The following is a 17,086-nucleotide window of genomic DNA, read 5'->3' as shown; positions in this document are numbered from 1 at the left end:
AGCAGAACGTGACGCGGGGGCCCAAGCGGCCGTCTCGCTGGGCATGCCCCAGCTCCCCGCCCCCGACTACCCGGCCGAGGTGCGCGAGCGGCTCGCCGCGGACGCGCGGGAGATCATCGGCCGCTACCCGGACAGCCGGTCGGCGCTGCTGCCGATGCTGCACCTGGTGCAGTCGGAGGAGGGGCACGTCACCCGCACCGGCATGCAGTTCTGTGCGGAGATGCTGGACCTGACCGCCGCCGAGGTGACCGCCGTCGCCACCTTCTACACCATGTACCGGCGCAAGCCCTCCGGCGACTACCAGGTCGGGGTCTGCACCAACACGCTCTGCGCGGTCATGGGCGGCGACGCCATCTTCGACGAGCTGAAGGAGCACCTGGGCGTCGGCAACCAGGAGACCACCGAGGACGGCATGGTCACCCTGGAGCACATCGAGTGCAACGCCGCCTGCGACTTCGCCCCCGTGGTGATGGTCAACTGGGAGTTCTTCGACAACCAGACGCCCGAGTCCGCCAAGCGGCTCGTGGACGACCTGCGTGCGGGTGCCGAGGTGCACCCCACCCGCGGCGCGAAGCTGTGCACGTTCAAGGAGACCGCCCGCATACTGGCCGGCTTCCCCGACGAGCGCCCCGGCGCCGTCGCGGAGTCCGGCGGCGCGGGCCCCGCCTCGCTCATCGGGCTGCGCATGGCCAAGGGCGAGGAGCCCGCGGCGCGCGTGGTCAGCCAGCGCAGCGAGCCGCACCCGGAGAACCCGCCGCCGGACGCGCTGGAGGACCAGCCGCCGGCCGGCCACCCCAGTTCGCACGACGCGCCGCAGCAGACCTCCGCGTCCGACCCGGCGCACCCGTCCACCGCGTCCGCGGATGAGCCCACCGAGGAGGAGGGCGCGTGATGACCGTCGACTCGCCGGAGAAGCTGCTGACCCCGGTGCTCTCCGCCTTCTGGGACCACCCCGAGTCCTGGACCCTGGACACGTACCGGCGCAACGAGGGCTACGAGGGCCTGCGCAAGGCCCTCGCGATGTCGCCCGACGACGTCATCGCGTACGTCAAGGACGCCGGCCTGCGCGGCCGCGGCGGCGCAGGCTTCCCCACCGGCATGAAGTGGCAGTTCATCCCGCAGGGCGACGGCAAGCCGCACTACCTCGTCGTCAACGCCGACGAGTCGGAGCCGGGCACCTGCAAGGACATCCCGCTGCTCTTCGCCAACCCGCACTCCCTCATCGAGGGCATCGTCATCGCCTGTTACGCGTTCCGGTCCAACCACGCGTTCATCTACCTGCGCGGCGAGGTCGTGCCGGTGCTGCGCAGGCTGCACGAGGCGGTCCGCGAGGCGTACGCCGCGGGCTTCCTCGGCAAGAACGTCCTCGGCTCCGGGCTCGACCTGGACGTCACGGTGCACGCCGGCGCCGGCGCGTACATCTGCGGTGAGGAGACCGCGCTGCTCGACTCGCTGGAGGGCCGCCGCGGCCAGCCCCGGCTGCGTCCCCCCTTCCCGGCCGTCGAGGGCCTCTACGCCTGCCCCACTGTGGTGAACAACGTCGAGTCCATCGCCTCTGTTCCCGCGATCATGAACAAGGGCAAGGAGTGGTTCCGCACGATGGGCAGCGAGAAGTCCCCGGGCTTCACGCTGTACTCCCTCTCCGGCCACGTCGCCCGCCCCGGCCAGTACGAGGCGCCGCTCGGCATCACCCTGCGCCAACTGCTCGACATGGGCGGCGGCATGCGCCCCGGCCACCGGCTGAAGTTCTGGACCCCCGGCGGCTCCTCCACCCCGATGCTCACCGAGGAGCACCTGGACGTCCCCCTCGACTACGAGGGCGTCGGCGGCGCCGGCTCCATGCTCGGCACCAAGGCGCTCCAGTGCTTCGACGAGACGACCTGCGTGGTGCGGGCCGTCACCCGCTGGACCGAGTTCTACGAGCACGAGTCCTGCGGCAAGTGCACGCCCTGCCGCGAGGGCACGTACTGGCTCGTCCAGCTGCTCCGCGACATCGAGGCCGGCAAGGGCTCCCTCTCCGACCTCGACAAGCTCAACGACATCGCCGACAACATCAACGGCAAGTCCTTCTGCGCCCTCGGGGACGGCGCCGCCGCGCCGATCTTCTCCTCGCTGAAGTACTTCCGCGAGGAGTACGAGCAGCACGTCACCGGCGGCGGCTGCCCCTTTGACCCGGCCAGATCCACCGCCTGGGCCGACACCCCCGGCTCCACGACCCACCAGGAGGTGACCGCGTGACCGTCACGGAGCCGGAAAAGGCACCCGAGAAGACCGATCTGGTCACGCTGACCATCGACGGCGTCGAGGTCAGCGTGCCCAAGGGCACCCTGGTCATCCGGGCCGCCGAGCAACTCGGCATCGAGGTCCCGCGGTTCTGCGACCACCCGCTGCTCGACCCGGTCGGCGCCTGCCGCCAGTGCATCGTCGAGATCGAGGGCCAGCGCAAGCCGTCGGCGTCCTGCACCATCACCTGCACCGACGGGATGGTGGTCAGGACCCAGCTCACCTCCGACGTCGCCGAGAAGTCGCAGCGCGGCGTGATGGAGCTGCTGCTCATCAACCACCCGCTGGACTGCCCGGTCTGCGACAAGGGCGGCGAGTGCCCCCTGCAGAACCAGGCGATGTCCAACGGCCAGGCCGAGAGCCGCTTCGACGGCCAGAAGCGCACCTTCGAGAAGCCCGTGCCGATCTCGACGCAGGTGCTGCTCGACCGCGAGCGCTGCGTGCTGTGCGCGCGCTGCACCCGGTTCTCCAACCAGATCGCGGGCGACCCGATGATCGAGCTGCTGGAGCGCGGCGCGCTGCAGCAGGTCGGTACGGGCGAGGGCGTGCCCTTCGAGTCGTACTTCTCGGGCAACACCATCCAGATCTGCCCGGTCGGCGCGCTCACCTCGAAGATGTACCGCTTCCGCTCGCGCCCCTTCGACCTGATCTCCTCGCCGTCCGTCTGCGAGCACTGCGCCGGCGGCTGCGCCACCCGCACCGACCACCGCCGCGGCAAGGTCATGCGGCGCCTCGCCGCCAACGACCCCGCGGTCAACGAGGAGTGGATGTGCGACAAGGGCCGGTTCGGCTTCCGCTACGCGCAGCTGCCCGACCGGCTCACCCACCCGCTGGTCCGCGACGAGAACGGTGAACTGCAGCCGGCGAGCTGGCCCGAGGCGCTGCGCGCCGCGGCCGCCGGGCTCGCGGCGGCCCGCGGGCGGGCGGGGGTGCTCACCGGCGGGCGGCTGACGCTGGAGGACTCCTACGCGTACGCGAAGTTCGCGCGCGCCGCGCTCGACACCAACGATGTCGACTTCCGCGCCCGGGTGCACAGCGCAGAGGAGACCGAGTTCCTGGCCGCGCGGGTCGCGGGCAGCGGCCTCGGCGTCACCTACGGCGCGCTGGAGAAGGCGCCCGCGGTGCTGCTCGCCGGCCTGGAGGCCGAGGAGGAGGCGCCCGGCGTCTTCCTCCGGCTGCGCAAGGCGTGGCGGAAGAAGGGCCTGAAGGTCTACTCGATCGCACCCTTCGCCACCCGCGGCCTGACGAAGGCCGGCGGCACGCTGCTGCCGGCCGCCCCCGGCACCGAGCCGAGCTGGCTCGACGCCCTCGGCTCCGGCGCCGGGCTCGGCGAGGACGGCAAGGCCGCGTCCGACGCGCTGCGCCAGCCGGGCTCGGTGATCCTCGTCGGCGAGCGGCTGGCGGGCGTACGCGGCGCGCTGTCCGCGGTCGTACGCACCGCGGAGGCCACCGGCGCCACCCTCGCCTGGATTCCGCGCCGCGCCGGCGAGCGCGCCGCGATCGAGGCCGGCGCGCTGCCCGGGATGCTGCCCGGCGGGCGGTCCGGCACCGACGCCGAGGCCCGCCGCGAGACCGCCGCCGTGTGGGGCCTGGCCGAACTGCCGCGTTCGCGTGGCCGCGACACCGGCGGGATCCTCGACGCCGCGGCGGCCGGGGAGATCGGCGCGCTGCTCGTCGGCGGCGTGCAGGTCACCGACCTGCCGGACCCGGAGAAGGCCCGCGGGGCGCTGGACCGGGCGGAGTTCGTCGTCAGCCTGGAGCAGCGGCCCAGCGAGGTCACCGAGCGGGCCGACGTGGTCTTCCCGGTGGCCGCGGTCGCCGAGAAGCAGGGCACGTACATCAACTGGGAAGGCCGCGTCCGGCCGTTCGAGGCCGCGCTGAAGCCGGACCAGATGACCCGCCGGCTCGCGCCCGCCGACCAGCGGGTGCTGCACATGCTCGCCGACGCCCTCGACGTCCACCTGGGCCTGCCCGACGCCCGTACGGTACGGGCCGAGCTGGACCGCCTGGGCGTCAGCACCGGCGGCCCGCGCCCCACGCCGCCGGACGAGCGCGCCGCGCCGCTGCCGCAGCCCGGCCCCGGCGAGGCGGTGCTCGCCGGCCACCGGCTGCTGCTCGACGAGGGCCGGCTCCAGGAGGGCGACGCCGCCCTGGCCGGCACCCGCCACGAGGCGGCGGCCCGGCTCTCGCCGGCCACCGCGGAGGCCACCGGCGCCGCCGACGGCGACCCGGTCGCGGTCACCGGCCCCGCCGGCACGGTGACGCTCCCGCTGCGGATCACCGCGGAACTGCCCGACCAGGTCGTCTGGCTGCCCCTGCAGTCGACGGCCCCGGGCGTGACGGCGGCGACGGGCGCGAACCCCGGCGACCTGGTCCAGGTTTCCGCCGTATCCAAGGAGGTCGAAGCGTGACTGCGATGCGGACGCGAACCTGTGTAGCTGCGTATACGACGGAGGCACGACGGTGATCGCAAGCGCACCCGCGGCGCACGGCGCGAGCGTGCTCGCCGCGGAGGACCTCAGCTACTTCGGGGGCGACCCCTGGTGGCTGATCCTCCTCAAGGCGGTCTTCTGCTTCGCGTTCCTGATGGTGACGGTCCTCGTCGCGATCGTCTTCGAGCGCAAGGTCCTGGGCTGGATGCAGCTGCGCATCGGCCCGAACCGGCACGGCCCCTGGGGCCTGCTGCAGTCGCTCGCCGACGGCGTGAAGCTGATGTTCAAAGAGGACATCATCGTCAAGGGCGCCGACAAGGCGGTCTACATCCTGGCGCCCCTGCTGGCCGCCATCCCCGCCTTCATGGCCATCGCGGTCATCCCCTTCGGCCCCGCCGACAACCAGGTGTCGATCTTCGGCGAGCGCACGGCACTGCAGCTGACCGACCTCCCGGTCGCCATGCTGTACGTGCTGGCCACCGCCTCCATCGCCGCCTACGGCGTCGTCCTCGCCGGCTGGGCGTCCAACTCGACGTACCCGCTGCTCGGCGGCGTCCGCGCGACGGCCCAGGTGATCTCGTACGAGGTCGCGATGGGCCTGTCGTTCGCCGCGGTGTTCCTCTACTCCGGGTCGCTGTCGACCTCGGAGATCGTCGCGGCCCAGGACGACCGCTGGTTCGCGGTGCTGCTGCCGGTCTCGTTCCTCGTCTACCTCATCGCGATGGTCGGCGAGGCGCACCGGCTGCCCTTCGACATGCCGGAGTCCGAGGGCGACCTGGTCTCCGGGTACTCCACCGAGTACTCGTCGATCAAGTTCGCGATGTTCATGCTCTCCGAGTACGTGCACATGGTGACGCTGTCCGCCGTGGCCGTGACGCTCTTCCTCGGCGGCTGGCGCGCGCCCGCGCCGATCAGCACCGTGTGGGAGGGCGCCAACACCGGCTGGTGGCCGATGCTCTGGTTCACCGGCAAGGTGCTCGTCTGCCTGTTCCTCTTCGTCTGGCTGCGCGGCACGCTCCCACGGGTGCGCTACGACCAGTTCATGAAGCTGGGCTGGAAGGTCCTCATCCCGGTCTCCATGGTGTGGCTGATGCTGGTCGCCACCGTCCGGGCGCTGCGCAACGAGGACGTGGACTTCACCGAGATCGTGCTCTACATCGCCGGCGGGCTGCTGGTGATCCTGCTGCTGTCCTTCGTCGTAGACATCTTCCGCGACCGCAAGGACAAGGAGGAGGCGGCCCGCGAGGCGGCCAAGCCCAAGCCGGAGTTCGACCCGACGGCGGGCGGCTACCCCGTACCGCCGCTGCCCGGTCAGACCCTCCCGCCCGCGCCCCGCCGCCCCTCGCGCCGCGAGCGCGAGCTGGTGGGCACGAACGGTCCCGGGGGCGACACTGAGGAGGCCGACAATGGCTGACGAAAAGAAGGACAAGCAGGGGTTCGTCAACCCGGTGGCCGGCTTCGGCGTGACCTTCAAGGCCATGTTCAAGAAGCGGCTGACCGAGCAGTACCCCGAGTACAAGAAGCCGACGGCGCCCCGCTTCCACGGCCGCCACCAGCTCAACCGGCACCCGGACGGGCTGGAGAAGTGCATCGGCTGCGAGCTGTGCGCCTGGGCCTGTCCGGCGGACGCGATCTACGTCGAGGGCGCGGACAACACCGAGGAGGAGCGCTACTCGCCGGGCGAGCGCTACGGCCGCGTCTACCAGATCAACTACCTGCGCTGCATCCTGTGCGGACTGTGCGTCGAGGCGTGCCCCACCCGGGCGCTGACCATGACCAACGAGTACGAACTGGCCGACCGCAGCCGCGAGTCGCTCATCTACACCAAGGACGAGCTGCTCGCGGGCCTGACGGAGGGCATGGTCGACTCGCCGCACGCCATCTACCCGGGGATGACCGAGAAGGACTACTACAGCGGCCTCGTCTCCGAGGCCGCCCCGGGTACGGAGCGCCAGGTCGCCGTCAGCAAGGGTGAGTCGGCGCCGGAGCCGGAGCCGCACTCCGAAGGAGCCCAGGCATGAACGCCCTCGCCCAGGCCGGCTACACCACGTCCACCGGGGAGGCGACCCAGTTCTGGGTGCTGGCCATCTTCGCCGTCGCCGGTGCCCTGGGCACCGTGATGATGAAGAAGGCGGTGCACTCGGCGCTCTGCCTCGCCGGGACGATGGTGATCCTGGCGGTCTTCTACCTCGCCAACGGCGCGTACTTCCTCGGCGTGGTCCAGATCGTCGTCTACACCGGCGCGGTCATGATGCTCTTCCTCTTCGTGCTGATGCTCGTCGGCATCAGCGCCGCGGACTCGCTGAAGGAGACCATCAAGGGCCAGCGCTGGCTGGCGATGCTCTGCGGCATCGGCTTCGGCGTGCTGCTGATGGCCGGCATCGGCAACGCGAGCCTCAGCAGCTTCGAGGGCCTGGAGGACGCCAACTCCGGCGGCAACGTCCACGGCCTGGCGGCGCTGATCTTCCGCGACTACGTCTTCGCCTTCGAGCTGACCGGCGCGCTGCTGATCACCGCGGCGGTCGCGGGCATGGTCCTCACCCACCGCGAGAAGACCGAGGCCACCCCGACCCAGCGCGAGCAGGCCGCCCAGCGCGTACGCGACGGCGTCCAGGTGCCGCCGATGCCCGCGCCCGGCGTCTACGCCCGCCACAACGCGGTGGACATCCCGGCCCTGCTGCCCGACGGCACGCCGTCCGAGCTCACCGTCAACCGCACGCTGCGCGACCGCGGCCAGATCCGGGACGTCTCCGCGCAGGCGCTGGCGGATCTCGCCGCCATAGAGCAGCGCACCGCCGACTACCAGGGCAAGGCCCTGGAACCGGACACCGGCGACGACGCCGAGCCGAACGGCTCCGTCAGCGCGAACGCCGGCGGGAAGGCCGGAAAGGGAGAGGGCGAGTGAACCCGGTCAACTACTTGTATCTCGCCGCGCTGCTGTTCACCATCGGCGCGGCCGGGGTGCTCATCAGGCGGAACGCCATCGTGGTGTTCATGTGCATCGAGCTGATGCTGAACGCCTGCAACCTGGCGCTGATCACGTTCTCCCGGATGCACGGGAACCTCGACGGCCAGATCGTCGCCTTCTTCACCATGGTCGTCGCCGCCGCGGAAGTCGTGGTCGGCCTGGCGATCATCGTGTCGTTCTACCGCTCCCGCCACTCGGCCTCGGTCGACGACGCCGCTTTGATGAAGCTGTAAGGGGACGCACCAGTGGAGTCACTCATCGGATTGCTCGTCGCGGCGCCGCTGCTCGGCGCGGCGGTGCTGCTGTGCGGCGGGAGGAGGCTGGATCGTACGGGCCACTGGCTCGGTACGGGCCTGGCCTTCACCTCCTTCGTCCTCGGCCTGGTCCTCTTCGCCGACATGCTCGGCAAGGACGGCGAGGAGCGGGCGCTGCACAGCCACCTCTTCACCTGGATTCCGGTCGAGGGGTTCCAGGCGGACGCGGCGTTCCAGCTCGACCAGCTCTCGATGACGTTCGTGCTGCTGATCACCGGCGTCGGCTCGCTCATCCACGTGTACTCCGTGGGCTACATGGAGCACGACGAGCGCCGCCGCCGGTTCTTCGGCTATCTGAACCTCTTCCTCGCGGCGATGCTGCTGCTGGTCCTCGCGGACAACTTCCTGCTGCTGTACGTCGGCTGGGAGGGCGTCGGCCTCGCGTCGTACCTGCTGATCGGCTTCTGGCAGCACAAGCCGAGCGCGGCGACGGCGGCGAAGAAGGCGTTCATCGTCAACCGCGTCGGCGACGTCGGCCTGTCCATCGCGATCATGCTGATGTTCGTCACCTTCGGCACCTTCGCGTTCGAGCCGGTGATGAACTCGGTCGGCGAGACCGGCGAGGGCAAGCTGACGGCGATCGGCCTGATGCTGCTGCTCGCCGCGTGCGGCAAGTCGGCGCAGGTGCCGCTGCAGTCCTGGCTGGGCGACGCGATGGAGGGCCCCACGCCGGTCTCCGCGCTGATCCACGCCGCGACGATGGTGACCGCCGGCGTCTACCTGATCGTCCGCTCCGGCGCGATCTTCGACGCGGCGCCGGACGCGCAGCTCGTCGTCACGATCGTCGGCGCGGTCACGCTCCTCTTCGGTGCGATCGTCGGTTGCGCGAAGGACGACATCAAGAAGGCGCTGGCCGGCTCGACGATGTCGCAGATCGGCTACATGATCCTGGCCGCCGGGCTCGGCCCGATCGGCTACGCCTTCGCGATCATGCACCTGGTGACGCACGGCTTCTTCAAGGCCGGGCTCTTCCTCGGCGCGGGCTCCGTCATGCACGGCATGAACGACGAGGTCGACATGCGCAAGTACGGCGGCCTGCGGAAGTACATGCCGGTCACGTTCGTCACGTTCGGCCTCGGCTATCTGGCGATCATCGGCTTCCCGGGGCTCTCCGGCTTCTTCTCCAAGGACCTCATCATCGAGGCCGCGTTCGCCAAGGGCGGTACGCAGGGCTGGATCCTGGGCGGCGCGGCGCTGCTGGGCGCGGCGCTCACCGCGTACTACATGACGCGCGTGATGCTCATGACGTTCTTCGGCGAGAAGCGCTGGGAGGCGGACGCGAAGGGCGACATGCCGCACCCGCACGAGTCGCCGAAGACGATGACGATCCCGATGATCGTGCTGGCGATCGGCTCGGTCGGCGCGGGCGCGTTCTTCGACATCGGCGAGCGGTTCGTGCACTGGCTGGAGCCGGTCACGGGCTTCGAGCACGGGCACCTGCCGGACGGCCTGAGCGTCCCCATGGTCACCGGCGCCACCGTCGCCTGCATGGTGCTCGGTGTCGCGGCGGCCTGGCTGCAGTACGGCCGCCGCCCGGTCCCCGCCGCGGCACCGCGCGGCTCCCTGCTCACCCGCGCCGCGCGGCGCGACCTGCTGCAGGACGACTTCAACCACGTGGCGCTGGTCAAGCCCGGCGAGTACCTGACCCGCGGCCTGGTCTACCTGGACCACAAGCTGGTCGACGGCATCGTCAACGGAACCGCGGCGGCGTTCGGCGGGCTCTCCGCCCGGATGCGGCGGGTCCAGAACGGCTACGCCCGCAGCTACGCGGTCTCGATGTTCGGGGGCGCGGTGGTCCTCATCGCCGCCACCCTGCTGATGAGGGCGGTCTGAACCCATGGCTGATTCTTCCTTCCCGCTGCTGACGCTCACCGCGGCGGTCCCGGCCGTGGGCGCGATCGCCACCGCCGCGGTGCCCGCGGCCAAGCGCGAGCTGGCCAAGCGGCTCGCGCTGGGCGTCTCGCTGGTGACGCTGGTGCTGGCCGCGGTGATCGCGGTCCGCTACGACCCGAACGGGGACCGCTTCCAGCTCACCGAGTCGCGGTCGTGGATCGCCGACTTCGGGGTGAGATACGAGCTGGGGGTCGACGGCATCGCCGTCGTGCTGGTGGCGCTGACGGCGCTGCTGATCCCGTTCGTCATCCTCGCGGGCTGGCACGACGCGGACCCGACCGGGAAGCAGTCCTCGCGCTGGCGTCCCACCCAGGGCTTCTTCGCGCTGATCCTCGCCGTCGAGGCGATGGTGATCGTCAGCTTCCTGGCCACGGACATCTTCCTCTTCTACATCTTCTTCGAAGCCATGCTCATCCCGATGTACTTCCTCATCGGCGGCTTCGGGGACAAGGCCCACGAGCACGGCGAGGAGGAAGCCGCGCGGCAGCGCTCGTACGCGGCCGTGAAGTTCCTGCTCTACAACCTGGCCGGCGGCCTCATCATGCTGGCCGCGGTCATCGGGCTGTTCGTCGTCACCAACGACCAACTGGGCGCGGGCACGTTCTCGCTCCAGGAGATCCTCCAGGCCCGTGCCGACGGCGACCTGGAGATCTCGACGAACACCGAGCGGCTGCTCTTCCTCGGCTTCTTCTTCGCCTTCGCCGTCAAGGCGCCGCTGTGGCCGCTGCACACCTGGCTGCCCAACGCCATGGGGGAGTCGACGGCCCCGGTCGCCGTGCTCATCACCGCGGTGGTCGACAAGGTCGGCACGTTCGCGATGCTCCGCTTCTGCCTCGGGCTCTTCCCCGAGGCGAGCGACTGGGCGACGCCGGTGGTGCTGGTGCTCGCGCTGGTCAGCATCCTGTACGGGGCGCTGCTCGCGATCGGGCAGCGGGACATGAAGCGGCTGATCGCGTACGCCTCGATCTCCCACTTCGGCTTCATCGTGCTCGGCATCTTCGCGATGACGAGCCAGGGCCACGCCGGGGCGACGCTGTACATGGTCAACCACGGCATCTCCACCGCCGCCCTGATGCTGGTCGCCGGCTTCCTCATCTCCCGGCGCGGCTCGCGGCTCATCGCCGACTACGGCGGCGTGCAGAAGGTGGCGCCGGTGCTGGCCGGCACGTTCCTGATCGGCGGTCTGGCGACGCTGTCGCTGCCGGGGCTCGCGCCGTTCGTCAGCGAGTTCCTGGTGCTGGTGGGCACGTTCAGCCGCTATCCGGCGATCGGCATCATCGCCACCGTGGGTATCGTGCTGGCCGCGATCTACGTCCTCGTGCTGTACCAGCGGACGATGACGGGGCCGGTCGCCGAGAAGGTGGCGAAGCTGCCGGACCTGCGGGCCCGCGAGATGCTGGTGGTCGCGCCGCTGATCGCGCTGCTCATCGGCCTCGGGGTGTACCCGAAGCCGCTCACCGAGATCGTCAACCCGGCCGTCGAGCACACCATGTCCGACGTGCAGAAGTCCGACCCCGAGCCGGACGTGAACCCTGTGGAGGCCGCGCATGAGTAGGGGTGTCCACAGCCTGTGGATGGCGCAGGACGGCATTGACAAGATCAAGGCGCCGCACATCGAGTACGACCTGCTGGCGCCCACGCTGATCGTGATCGGCGCGGCCGTCCTGGGCGTGGCCATCGAGGCGTTCGTCCCCCGGCGGCACCGCTACACCGCCCAGGTCGGGCTCGCGGTGCTCGCCATGGCCGGCGCGTTCGGCGCCGTCATCGCCCTGGCCGTCTCCGGCAAGGGCACGGACGAGGCGCAGATCGCCGCGATGGGCGCGCTGGCCGTCGACGGCCCCGCGCTCTTCCTCCAGGGCGTCATCCTGCTGGTCGGGGTGCTCGCGGTGTTCACCTTCGCCGAGCGCAGGCTGGACCCGGTCGCGCACGGCAAGCAGGTCGACTCCTTCGCCGCGGAGGCCGCCGCCGTCCCCGGTGGCAAGGCCGAACAGGCCGCGGTCAAGGCGGGGTTCACCACCACCGAGGTGTTCCCGCTGCTGATGTTCGCGACCGGCGGCATGCTCATCTTCCCCGCCGCGAACGATCTGCTGACGCTCTTCATCGCGCTGGAGGTCTTCTCCCTGCCGCTGTACCTGCTCTGCGCCGTCGCCCGCCGCAAGCGGCTGATGTCGCAGGAGGCAGCGGTGAAGTACTTCCTGCTGGGCGCCTTCTCGTCGGCGTTCCTGCTCTTCGGCATCGCGCTGCTGTACGGCTACTCGGGCAGCGTGCGGTACGCGGAGATCGCCGACGTCGTCGCGGGCAACCCGCAGAAGATGACCCCGGCCCTCGCCGACACCATGGGCAACGACGCGCTGCTGCTCATCGGCGGCGCGATGGTGCTGCTCGGCCTGCTCTTCAAGGTCGGCGCCGTGCCGTTCCACATGTGGACCCCGGACGTCTACCAGGGCGCCCCCACGCCCGTCACCGGCTACATGGCCGCGGCCACCAAGGTCGCCGCGTTCGGCGCGCTGCTGCGGCTGCTGTACGTCGTGCTGCCGGGCCTGAAGTGGGACTGGCGCCCGGTGATGTGGGGCGTGGCGATCGTCACGATGGTCATCGGCGCGATCCTCGCGATCACCCAGACCGACGTGAAGCGGCTGCTGGCGTACTCCTCCATCGCGCACGCCGGGTTCATCCTCGCGGGTGTCACGGCGGCAAACGAGGAGGGCATCTCCTCGGTGCTGTTCTACCTGGCCGCGTACGCGTTCGTGACGCTCGGCGCGTTCAGCGTCGTCACGCTGGTGCGCGACGCGGGCGGCGAGGCGACGCACCTGTCCAAGTGGGCGGGGCTCGGCCGGCGTTCCCCGCTGGTCGCGGCGGTCTTCGCGGTGTTCCTGCTGGCGATGGCGGGCATCCCGCTGACCAGCGGCTTCGCCGGGAAGTTCGCGGTGTTCAAGGCGGCGGCGGAGGGTGGCGCGACGCCGCTGGTCGTCGTCGGCGTCATCGCCTCGGCCATCGCCGCGTTCTTCTACGTCCGCGTCATCGTGCTGATGTTCTTCAGCGAGCCGCGGCCGGAGGGCCCGGCGGTGACCGTGCCGAGCGCGTTCACCGTCACGGCCATCGCCGTCGGGCTGGCCGCGACCCTGGTGCTGGGCGTGGCGCCGCAGTACTTCCTGGACCTGGCCGGGAACGCGGGGGTGTTCGTCCGCTGAGCGGCGGGGGTCCGGGGCGCCGCCCCGGACCCCCGGGCCGCCGGGTGCTACTGGCCTGTCCAGCCGGCCGGCTGCACCTGGCCGGTCACCGTGCCGAGGGCGATCCGCACCCCGTGCGGGCCGGGGGCCCAGCCGTCGATCTCGACGACGTCCCCGTCCGCCAGCCACGGGCCCTCGCCCTTCGTCAGCTCCAGCAGCGAGCCGACCTGGTCGGGTTCCGGCCCGCTGACGGTGCCGGAGGCGTAGAGGTCGCCGGTGCGCACGGAGGCGCCGTTGACGGTCATGTGCGCCAACTGCTGCGCGGCGGTCCAGTACATGGAGGCGAACGGGGGGCGGGAGACGGTCTCGCCGTTGATCCGGACTTCGAGCCGCAGGTCGTAGCCTTCGTGCCGCGCGTCCGCGCCGGTGTCGTCGAGGTACGGCAGCAGCGGGTGCGTCCGCTCCGGCGGGGCGACGCGGGCGGCTTCCAGGGCGTCGAGGGGGGTGATCCAGTTGCCGATGGACGTGGCGAAGGACTTCGCCTGGTGCGGGCCGAGGGGCCGCTGCTCCCAGGGCTGGACGTCGCGCGCGGACCAGTCGTTGACCAGGCAGACGCCGAACACGTGGTCGCGGAAGGCGGTACGGGGCACGGGCGTGCCCATCCGCGACGGTACGCCGACGACGAAGCCCACCTCGGCCTCGATGTCGAGGCGGATGCTCGGGCCGAACGCGGGGCCGGGCTGCCCGGGTACGGAGTCGCCGGCGGGGCGCATGCGCTGGCCCGCGGGGCGTACGACGGGGGTGCCGGCCGGGACGATCGTGCCGGAGCGGCCGTGGTAGCCGATGGGCAGGTGCTTCCAGTTGGGCGTCAGCGGCTCCTCGGCGGGGCGGAAGATGCGGCCGACGTTGGCGGCGTGGTGCTCGCTGGAGTAGAAGTCGACGTAGTCGCCGACCTCGAACGGCAGGTGCAGCGTGACGCGGTCCACCGCGTGCAGGTGCGGCTCGGCGGCCGCGCGGTGCGCCGGGTCGGTCAGCCAGGCGGTCACCTCGGCCCGTACGGCCTGCCACACGGGCCGGCCCGCGGCCATCAGCGGCGCCAGCGTCGGTGCGGCGAGCAGTGCGGCGTGCGGGGAGCCGAGGGCCGCCGCGACGGCGGCGGTGTCCAGCACGGAGTCGCCGTAGCGCACGCCGACGCGGGGGTCCGCGGCGGCGGGCGTGGAGAAGACACCGTACGGAAGGTTGTGCGGCCCGAAGGGATCGCCTTCTGGCACGTCGAGCGGGCTGTGCTCGGACATCGCGGAGTCCTGCCTCATCGTGGTCGGCGGGCTGGGGACCTCAGGTTACGACCCCCAGGTCGGGCTAGGGGAAGCCGCCCGACGTGATCGTCGCGTGACCGGCTACGCTGCGAACGTGGTGCATGGTGGTGGCTAACGACACATCGACAATCTGTTCCACGTGAACGTCTGCAGACAGGAGGAGCCCTCGTGACCGTGGTCGCGCCCTTGGGGCTCAGCGTTCAGGACCGGGCCTTGGAAGCCGATGTCGAGGCCGGACTCGCGGCCGTCGAGGAAGGGCTTCTGGAGGCCACGAAGAGCGATGTGCCGTTCATCACCGAGGCCGCGCGGCATCTCGTCCGTGCGGGCGGCAAGAGATTCCGCCCCCTGCTGGTCATGCTGGGCGCGCAGTTCGGCGATCCGTACGCGCCGGGCGTCGCGCCCTCGGGCGTCGTCGTCGAGCTGACGCACCTGGCCACGCTCTACCACGACGACGTGATGGACGAGGCCGCCGTACGCCGCGGCGTCCCCAGCGCCAACAGCCGCTGGGCTAACTCCGTCGCGGTCCTCACGGGCGACTTCCTCTTCGCGCGCGCCTCGCGGCTACTCGCCGACCTGGGCCCCGAGATGGTCCGTATCCAGGCCCAGGCGTTCGAGCGGCTGGTCACCGGGCAGATCCTGGAGACCGCGGGGCCGGCCGAGGGCCGCGACCCGGTCGACCACTACCTGGACGTGCTCGCCGGCAAGACCGGCTCGCTCATCGCCGTCTCCGGCCGCTTCGGCGCGCTGACGGCGGGCGCGGACGAGTCGGTGGTGGAGGTGCTGACGCAGTACGGCGAGCGCATCGGCATCGCCTTCCAGCTCGCGGACGACCTCCTCGACATCACCAGCGACGGCACCGAGTCCGGGAAGACCCCGGGCACGGACCTGCGCGAGGGCGTCGCGACGCTGCCGGTGCTGCACCTGCGCGCCGCCGCGCAGCGCGACCGCAGGCCGGCGGACCTGGAGCTGGCGGCGCTGCTCGCCGGCGACCTGACGGACGACGCACGGCACGCGGAGGCGCTGGCCCGGCTGCGGGTCCACCCCGCGGTGGAGCAGGCCAGGCGGGACACCGTGCGGTACGCGGCGGAGGCGCGGGCGATCCTGACGGCGCTGCCGGCGTGCCCGGCGCGGACGGCGCTGGAGGGCCTGTGCGACGCCGTGGTGGACCGGGCCGGGTAGCGGTCACGGGACGCCGCTTCCGGGGGCGCCCGACAAATGGATGGCCCGTACACAGATCAGGGATGAGTCCCGTCTCGCGGCGGATGCCGTCATACGACAGGAGTAATCGAAGCTGCACCCACGGGCTGACGCCCCGGCCCTTCCGATTTGGTGAGATGGGTGGGAAGCCGTGACGCAGCGATTGATTTTCCGCGAATCACCGCGGAGACGGAGGTACTTCCCATGGCACTGATCCCACCGGAGCGACCCGCCGACGAGGCCGAGGACCGCGCCGCGGACCTCGCCGCGGCCCGGCGCAGAAAGGCGGTGCGGTACGGGGTGCCCCTGGGCATCGCGGGACTTGCCGCGGCCACCATCGGCCTGGTGCCCGCGCTCGCCCAGGACGACGGGCCGAGCGCGGACGACGTGACCGCGAAGGAACTGATCGCGAAGGCGCTGTCGTCGGAGGTCGAGTCGGTCGACGGCACGGTGAAGGTCAGCACGGACCTGGGCCTGCCGTCGATACCGTTCGGCGGCGGCGGCGAGGGCGCGGACCTCTCGCAGCTGCTCGCCGGCGAGACCAAGCTGCACGTCGCGGCGGACGGCCCGGAGAAGCAGCGCGTCACGCTGGCCGGCTCCGACGGCGACCGCACGGTGGTGCACAACGGCAAGGACGTGTGGACCTTCGGCGGCGACTCGGACGAGGTCTTCCACTCGACGGTGCCGCAGGACGGCGGGAAGGACTCCGCGAAGCACGACGGCTTCGCCCTCCCGAAGGACCTGGCGGACGCCACCCCGCAGGAGCTGGCGGAGCGGCTGCTTGAGGCCGCGGACGACACCACGGACGTGACGGTCGCCGGCACGGCGCAGGTGGCCGGGCAGGACGCGTACGAGCTGCGGCTGACGCCGAAGCAGGACGAGTCGACGGTCCGGGACATCACCGTCGCGGTGGACGCCGACAACGGCGTGCCGCTGCGGGTGGCGCTGACGGCGGACGACGGCAAGGCGGTCGTGGACGTCGGCTTCACGAAGGTCGACTTCAACAAGCCGGACGCGGACCTGTTCGCGCCGCCCGCGGGCGCCGAGGTGACGGAGAGGGACCTCGGCGAGGACTTCGGCGGCGGCCTCGGCAAGGGCTTCGGCGGTGACTTCGGCAAGGGCTTCGGCGGCGACTGGGCCGGCGGGGACTGGGCCGGCGGCGGTGACCGGGCCGGGGGCGGCACGTCCTCCGGCCTGGAGGACGTCCAGGTCCACGGCAAGGGTTGGGGCTCCATCGCCGAGCTGCCGCTGCCCGGCGGCGCGCTGGGCGAGGAGGGGGTCGGAGCCGCCCTCGACTTCTTCACCGACAAGACCGACGCCGGCCGGGTCTTCGAGAGCCGGCTGGTCAACGTGCTCATCACGGACGACGCGGTCTACGTCGGCGCCGTCACCCCGGAGGCACTCCAGGCCGCGGCGGACTGACCCGCGCGGCCACCGACAGGCCGCCGCCCGCCGACCCGGCAGGCGGCGGCCTTCGTGCGTGCCCGGCAGTTTTAGACTTTCGAATACAGAA

The 17,086-nt window shown here is 71.4% G+C and carries 13 protein-coding genes; 12 read left to right on the top strand and 1 reads right to left on the bottom strand.

Translation table 11 applies throughout. From position 1 onward, the window contains the following. Positions 1 to 43: 43 nt before the first annotated feature. The 10 genes from nuoE to nuoN are packed head-to-tail and all read left to right on the top strand — an operon-like array spanning position 44 to position 13,081. On the top strand, positions 44 to 892 hold the full coding sequence (gene nuoE / locus LG396_RS25395) for an NADH-quinone oxidoreductase subunit NuoE (RefSeq protein ID WP_372483564.1): 849 nt from the start codon (positions 44 to 46) through the stop codon (positions 890 to 892). Further along, complete coding sequence (gene nuoF, locus LG396_RS25390; RefSeq protein WP_018840714.1) at positions 892 to 2,238, top strand: NADH-quinone oxidoreductase subunit NuoF; 1,347 nt, start codon at positions 892 to 894, stop codon at positions 2,236 to 2,238. The genes nuoE and nuoF overlap by 1 nt, the downstream gene beginning before the upstream one ends. Further along, on the top strand, positions 2,235 to 4,694 hold the full coding sequence (locus LG396_RS25385; RefSeq protein ID WP_225796532.1) for an NADH-quinone oxidoreductase subunit G: 2,460 nt from the start codon (positions 2,235 to 2,237) through the stop codon (positions 4,692 to 4,694). The genes nuoF and LG396_RS25385 overlap by 4 nt, the downstream gene beginning before the upstream one ends. Positions 4,695 to 4,746: 52 nt before the next feature. Further along, entirely contained in the window at positions 4,747 to 6,129 is a 1,383-nt protein-coding gene (gene nuoH, locus LG396_RS25380) for an NADH-quinone oxidoreductase subunit NuoH (RefSeq protein ID WP_018841963.1), read from the top strand. Then, a complete protein-coding gene (gene nuoI, locus LG396_RS25375; RefSeq protein ID WP_018840711.1) occupies positions 6,122 to 6,736 on the top strand; it encodes an NADH-quinone oxidoreductase subunit NuoI in 615 nt (204 codons plus the stop codon). The genes nuoH and nuoI overlap by 8 nt, the downstream gene beginning before the upstream one ends. Next, entirely contained in the window at positions 6,733 to 7,620 is an 888-nt protein-coding gene (locus tag LG396_RS25370; RefSeq protein WP_225796531.1) for an NADH-quinone oxidoreductase subunit J, read from the top strand. Before nuoI ends, LG396_RS25370 begins: the two co-directional genes overlap by 4 nt. After that, positions 7,617 to 7,916: an NADH-quinone oxidoreductase subunit NuoK gene (gene nuoK / locus LG396_RS25365; RefSeq protein WP_018840709.1), complete on the top strand. Its 300-nt coding sequence runs from the start codon at positions 7,617 to 7,619 to the stop codon at positions 7,914 to 7,916. Before LG396_RS25370 ends, nuoK begins: the two co-directional genes overlap by 4 nt. A 12-nt stretch (positions 7,917 to 7,928) precedes the next feature. After that, complete coding sequence (nuoL, locus tag LG396_RS25360; protein WP_100299367.1) at positions 7,929 to 9,830, top strand: NADH-quinone oxidoreductase subunit L; 1,902 nt, start codon at positions 7,929 to 7,931, stop codon at positions 9,828 to 9,830. 4 nt (positions 9,831 to 9,834) lie between these two features. Next, a complete protein-coding gene (locus LG396_RS25355) occupies positions 9,835 to 11,445 on the top strand; it encodes an NADH-quinone oxidoreductase subunit M (RefSeq protein ID WP_225796530.1) in 1,611 nt (536 codons plus the stop codon). Further along, positions 11,438 to 13,081: an NADH-quinone oxidoreductase subunit NuoN gene (gene nuoN / locus LG396_RS25350; protein WP_037748886.1), complete on the top strand. Its 1,644-nt coding sequence runs from the start codon at positions 11,438 to 11,440 to the stop codon at positions 13,079 to 13,081. The genes LG396_RS25355 and nuoN overlap by 8 nt, the downstream gene beginning before the upstream one ends. A 47-nt stretch (positions 13,082 to 13,128) precedes the next feature. Here the strand turns inward: nuoN and LG396_RS25345 are convergent, their stop codons facing one another. Then, positions 13,129 to 14,355 (bottom strand): fumarylacetoacetate hydrolase family protein, encoded by a 1,227-nt coding sequence (locus LG396_RS25345; RefSeq protein WP_225796529.1) that lies wholly within the window; start codon positions 14,353 to 14,355, stop codon positions 13,129 to 13,131. Between the two features lie 189 nt (positions 14,356 to 14,544). Here LG396_RS25345 and LG396_RS25340 point away from each other — a divergent pair, with 189 nt between their 5' ends. Together LG396_RS25340 and LG396_RS25335 are read left to right on the top strand one after the other, a co-directional pair. Then, positions 14,545 to 15,555: a polyprenyl synthetase family protein gene (locus tag LG396_RS25340; protein ID WP_027744680.1), complete on the top strand. Its 1,011-nt coding sequence runs from the start codon at positions 14,545 to 14,547 to the stop codon at positions 15,553 to 15,555. 222 nt (positions 15,556 to 15,777) lie between these two features. Continuing rightward, positions 15,778 to 16,995, top strand: a complete 1,218-nt coding sequence (locus LG396_RS25335) for a LolA family protein (RefSeq protein ID WP_225796528.1) — start codon at positions 15,778 to 15,780, stop codon at positions 16,993 to 16,995. The last annotated feature ends 91 nt before the right edge of the window (positions 16,996 to 17,086 follow it).

This window comes from Streptomyces aculeolatus, from assembly GCF_020400605.1.
Taxonomy (GTDB): Bacteria; Actinomycetota; Actinomycetes; order Streptomycetales; family Streptomycetaceae; genus Streptomyces; species Streptomyces aculeolatus.
This window is presented reverse-complemented; position numbering and strand designations above follow the sequence as displayed.

What these genes read in the sequence shown, in the direction of transcription:
- nuoE (WP_372483564.1), top strand. Translation starts at nt 44, where the DNA reads ATGCCCCAGCTCCCCGCCCCCGACTACCCGGCCGAGGTGCGCGAGCGG.
- nuoF (WP_018840714.1), top strand. Translation starts at nt 892, where the DNA reads ATGACCGTCGACTCGCCGGAGAAGCTGCTGACCCCGGTGCTCTCCGCC.
- nuoI (WP_018840711.1), top strand. Translation starts at nt 6,122, where the DNA reads ATGGCTGACGAAAAGAAGGACAAGCAGGGGTTCGTCAACCCGGTGGCC.
- LG396_RS25370 (WP_225796531.1), top strand. Translation starts at nt 6,733, where the DNA reads ATGAACGCCCTCGCCCAGGCCGGCTACACCACGTCCACCGGGGAGGCG.
- LG396_RS25355 (WP_225796530.1), top strand. Translation starts at nt 9,835, where the DNA reads ATGGCTGATTCTTCCTTCCCGCTGCTGACGCTCACCGCGGCGGTCCCG.
- nuoN (WP_037748886.1), top strand. Translation starts at nt 11,438, where the DNA reads ATGAGTAGGGGTGTCCACAGCCTGTGGATGGCGCAGGACGGCATTGAC.
- LG396_RS25345 (WP_225796529.1), bottom strand. Translation starts at nt 14,355, where the DNA reads ATGTCCGAGCACAGCCCGCTCGACGTGCCAGAAGGCGATCCCTTCGGG.
- LG396_RS25335 (WP_225796528.1), top strand. Translation starts at nt 15,778, where the DNA reads ATGGCACTGATCCCACCGGAGCGACCCGCCGACGAGGCCGAGGACCGC.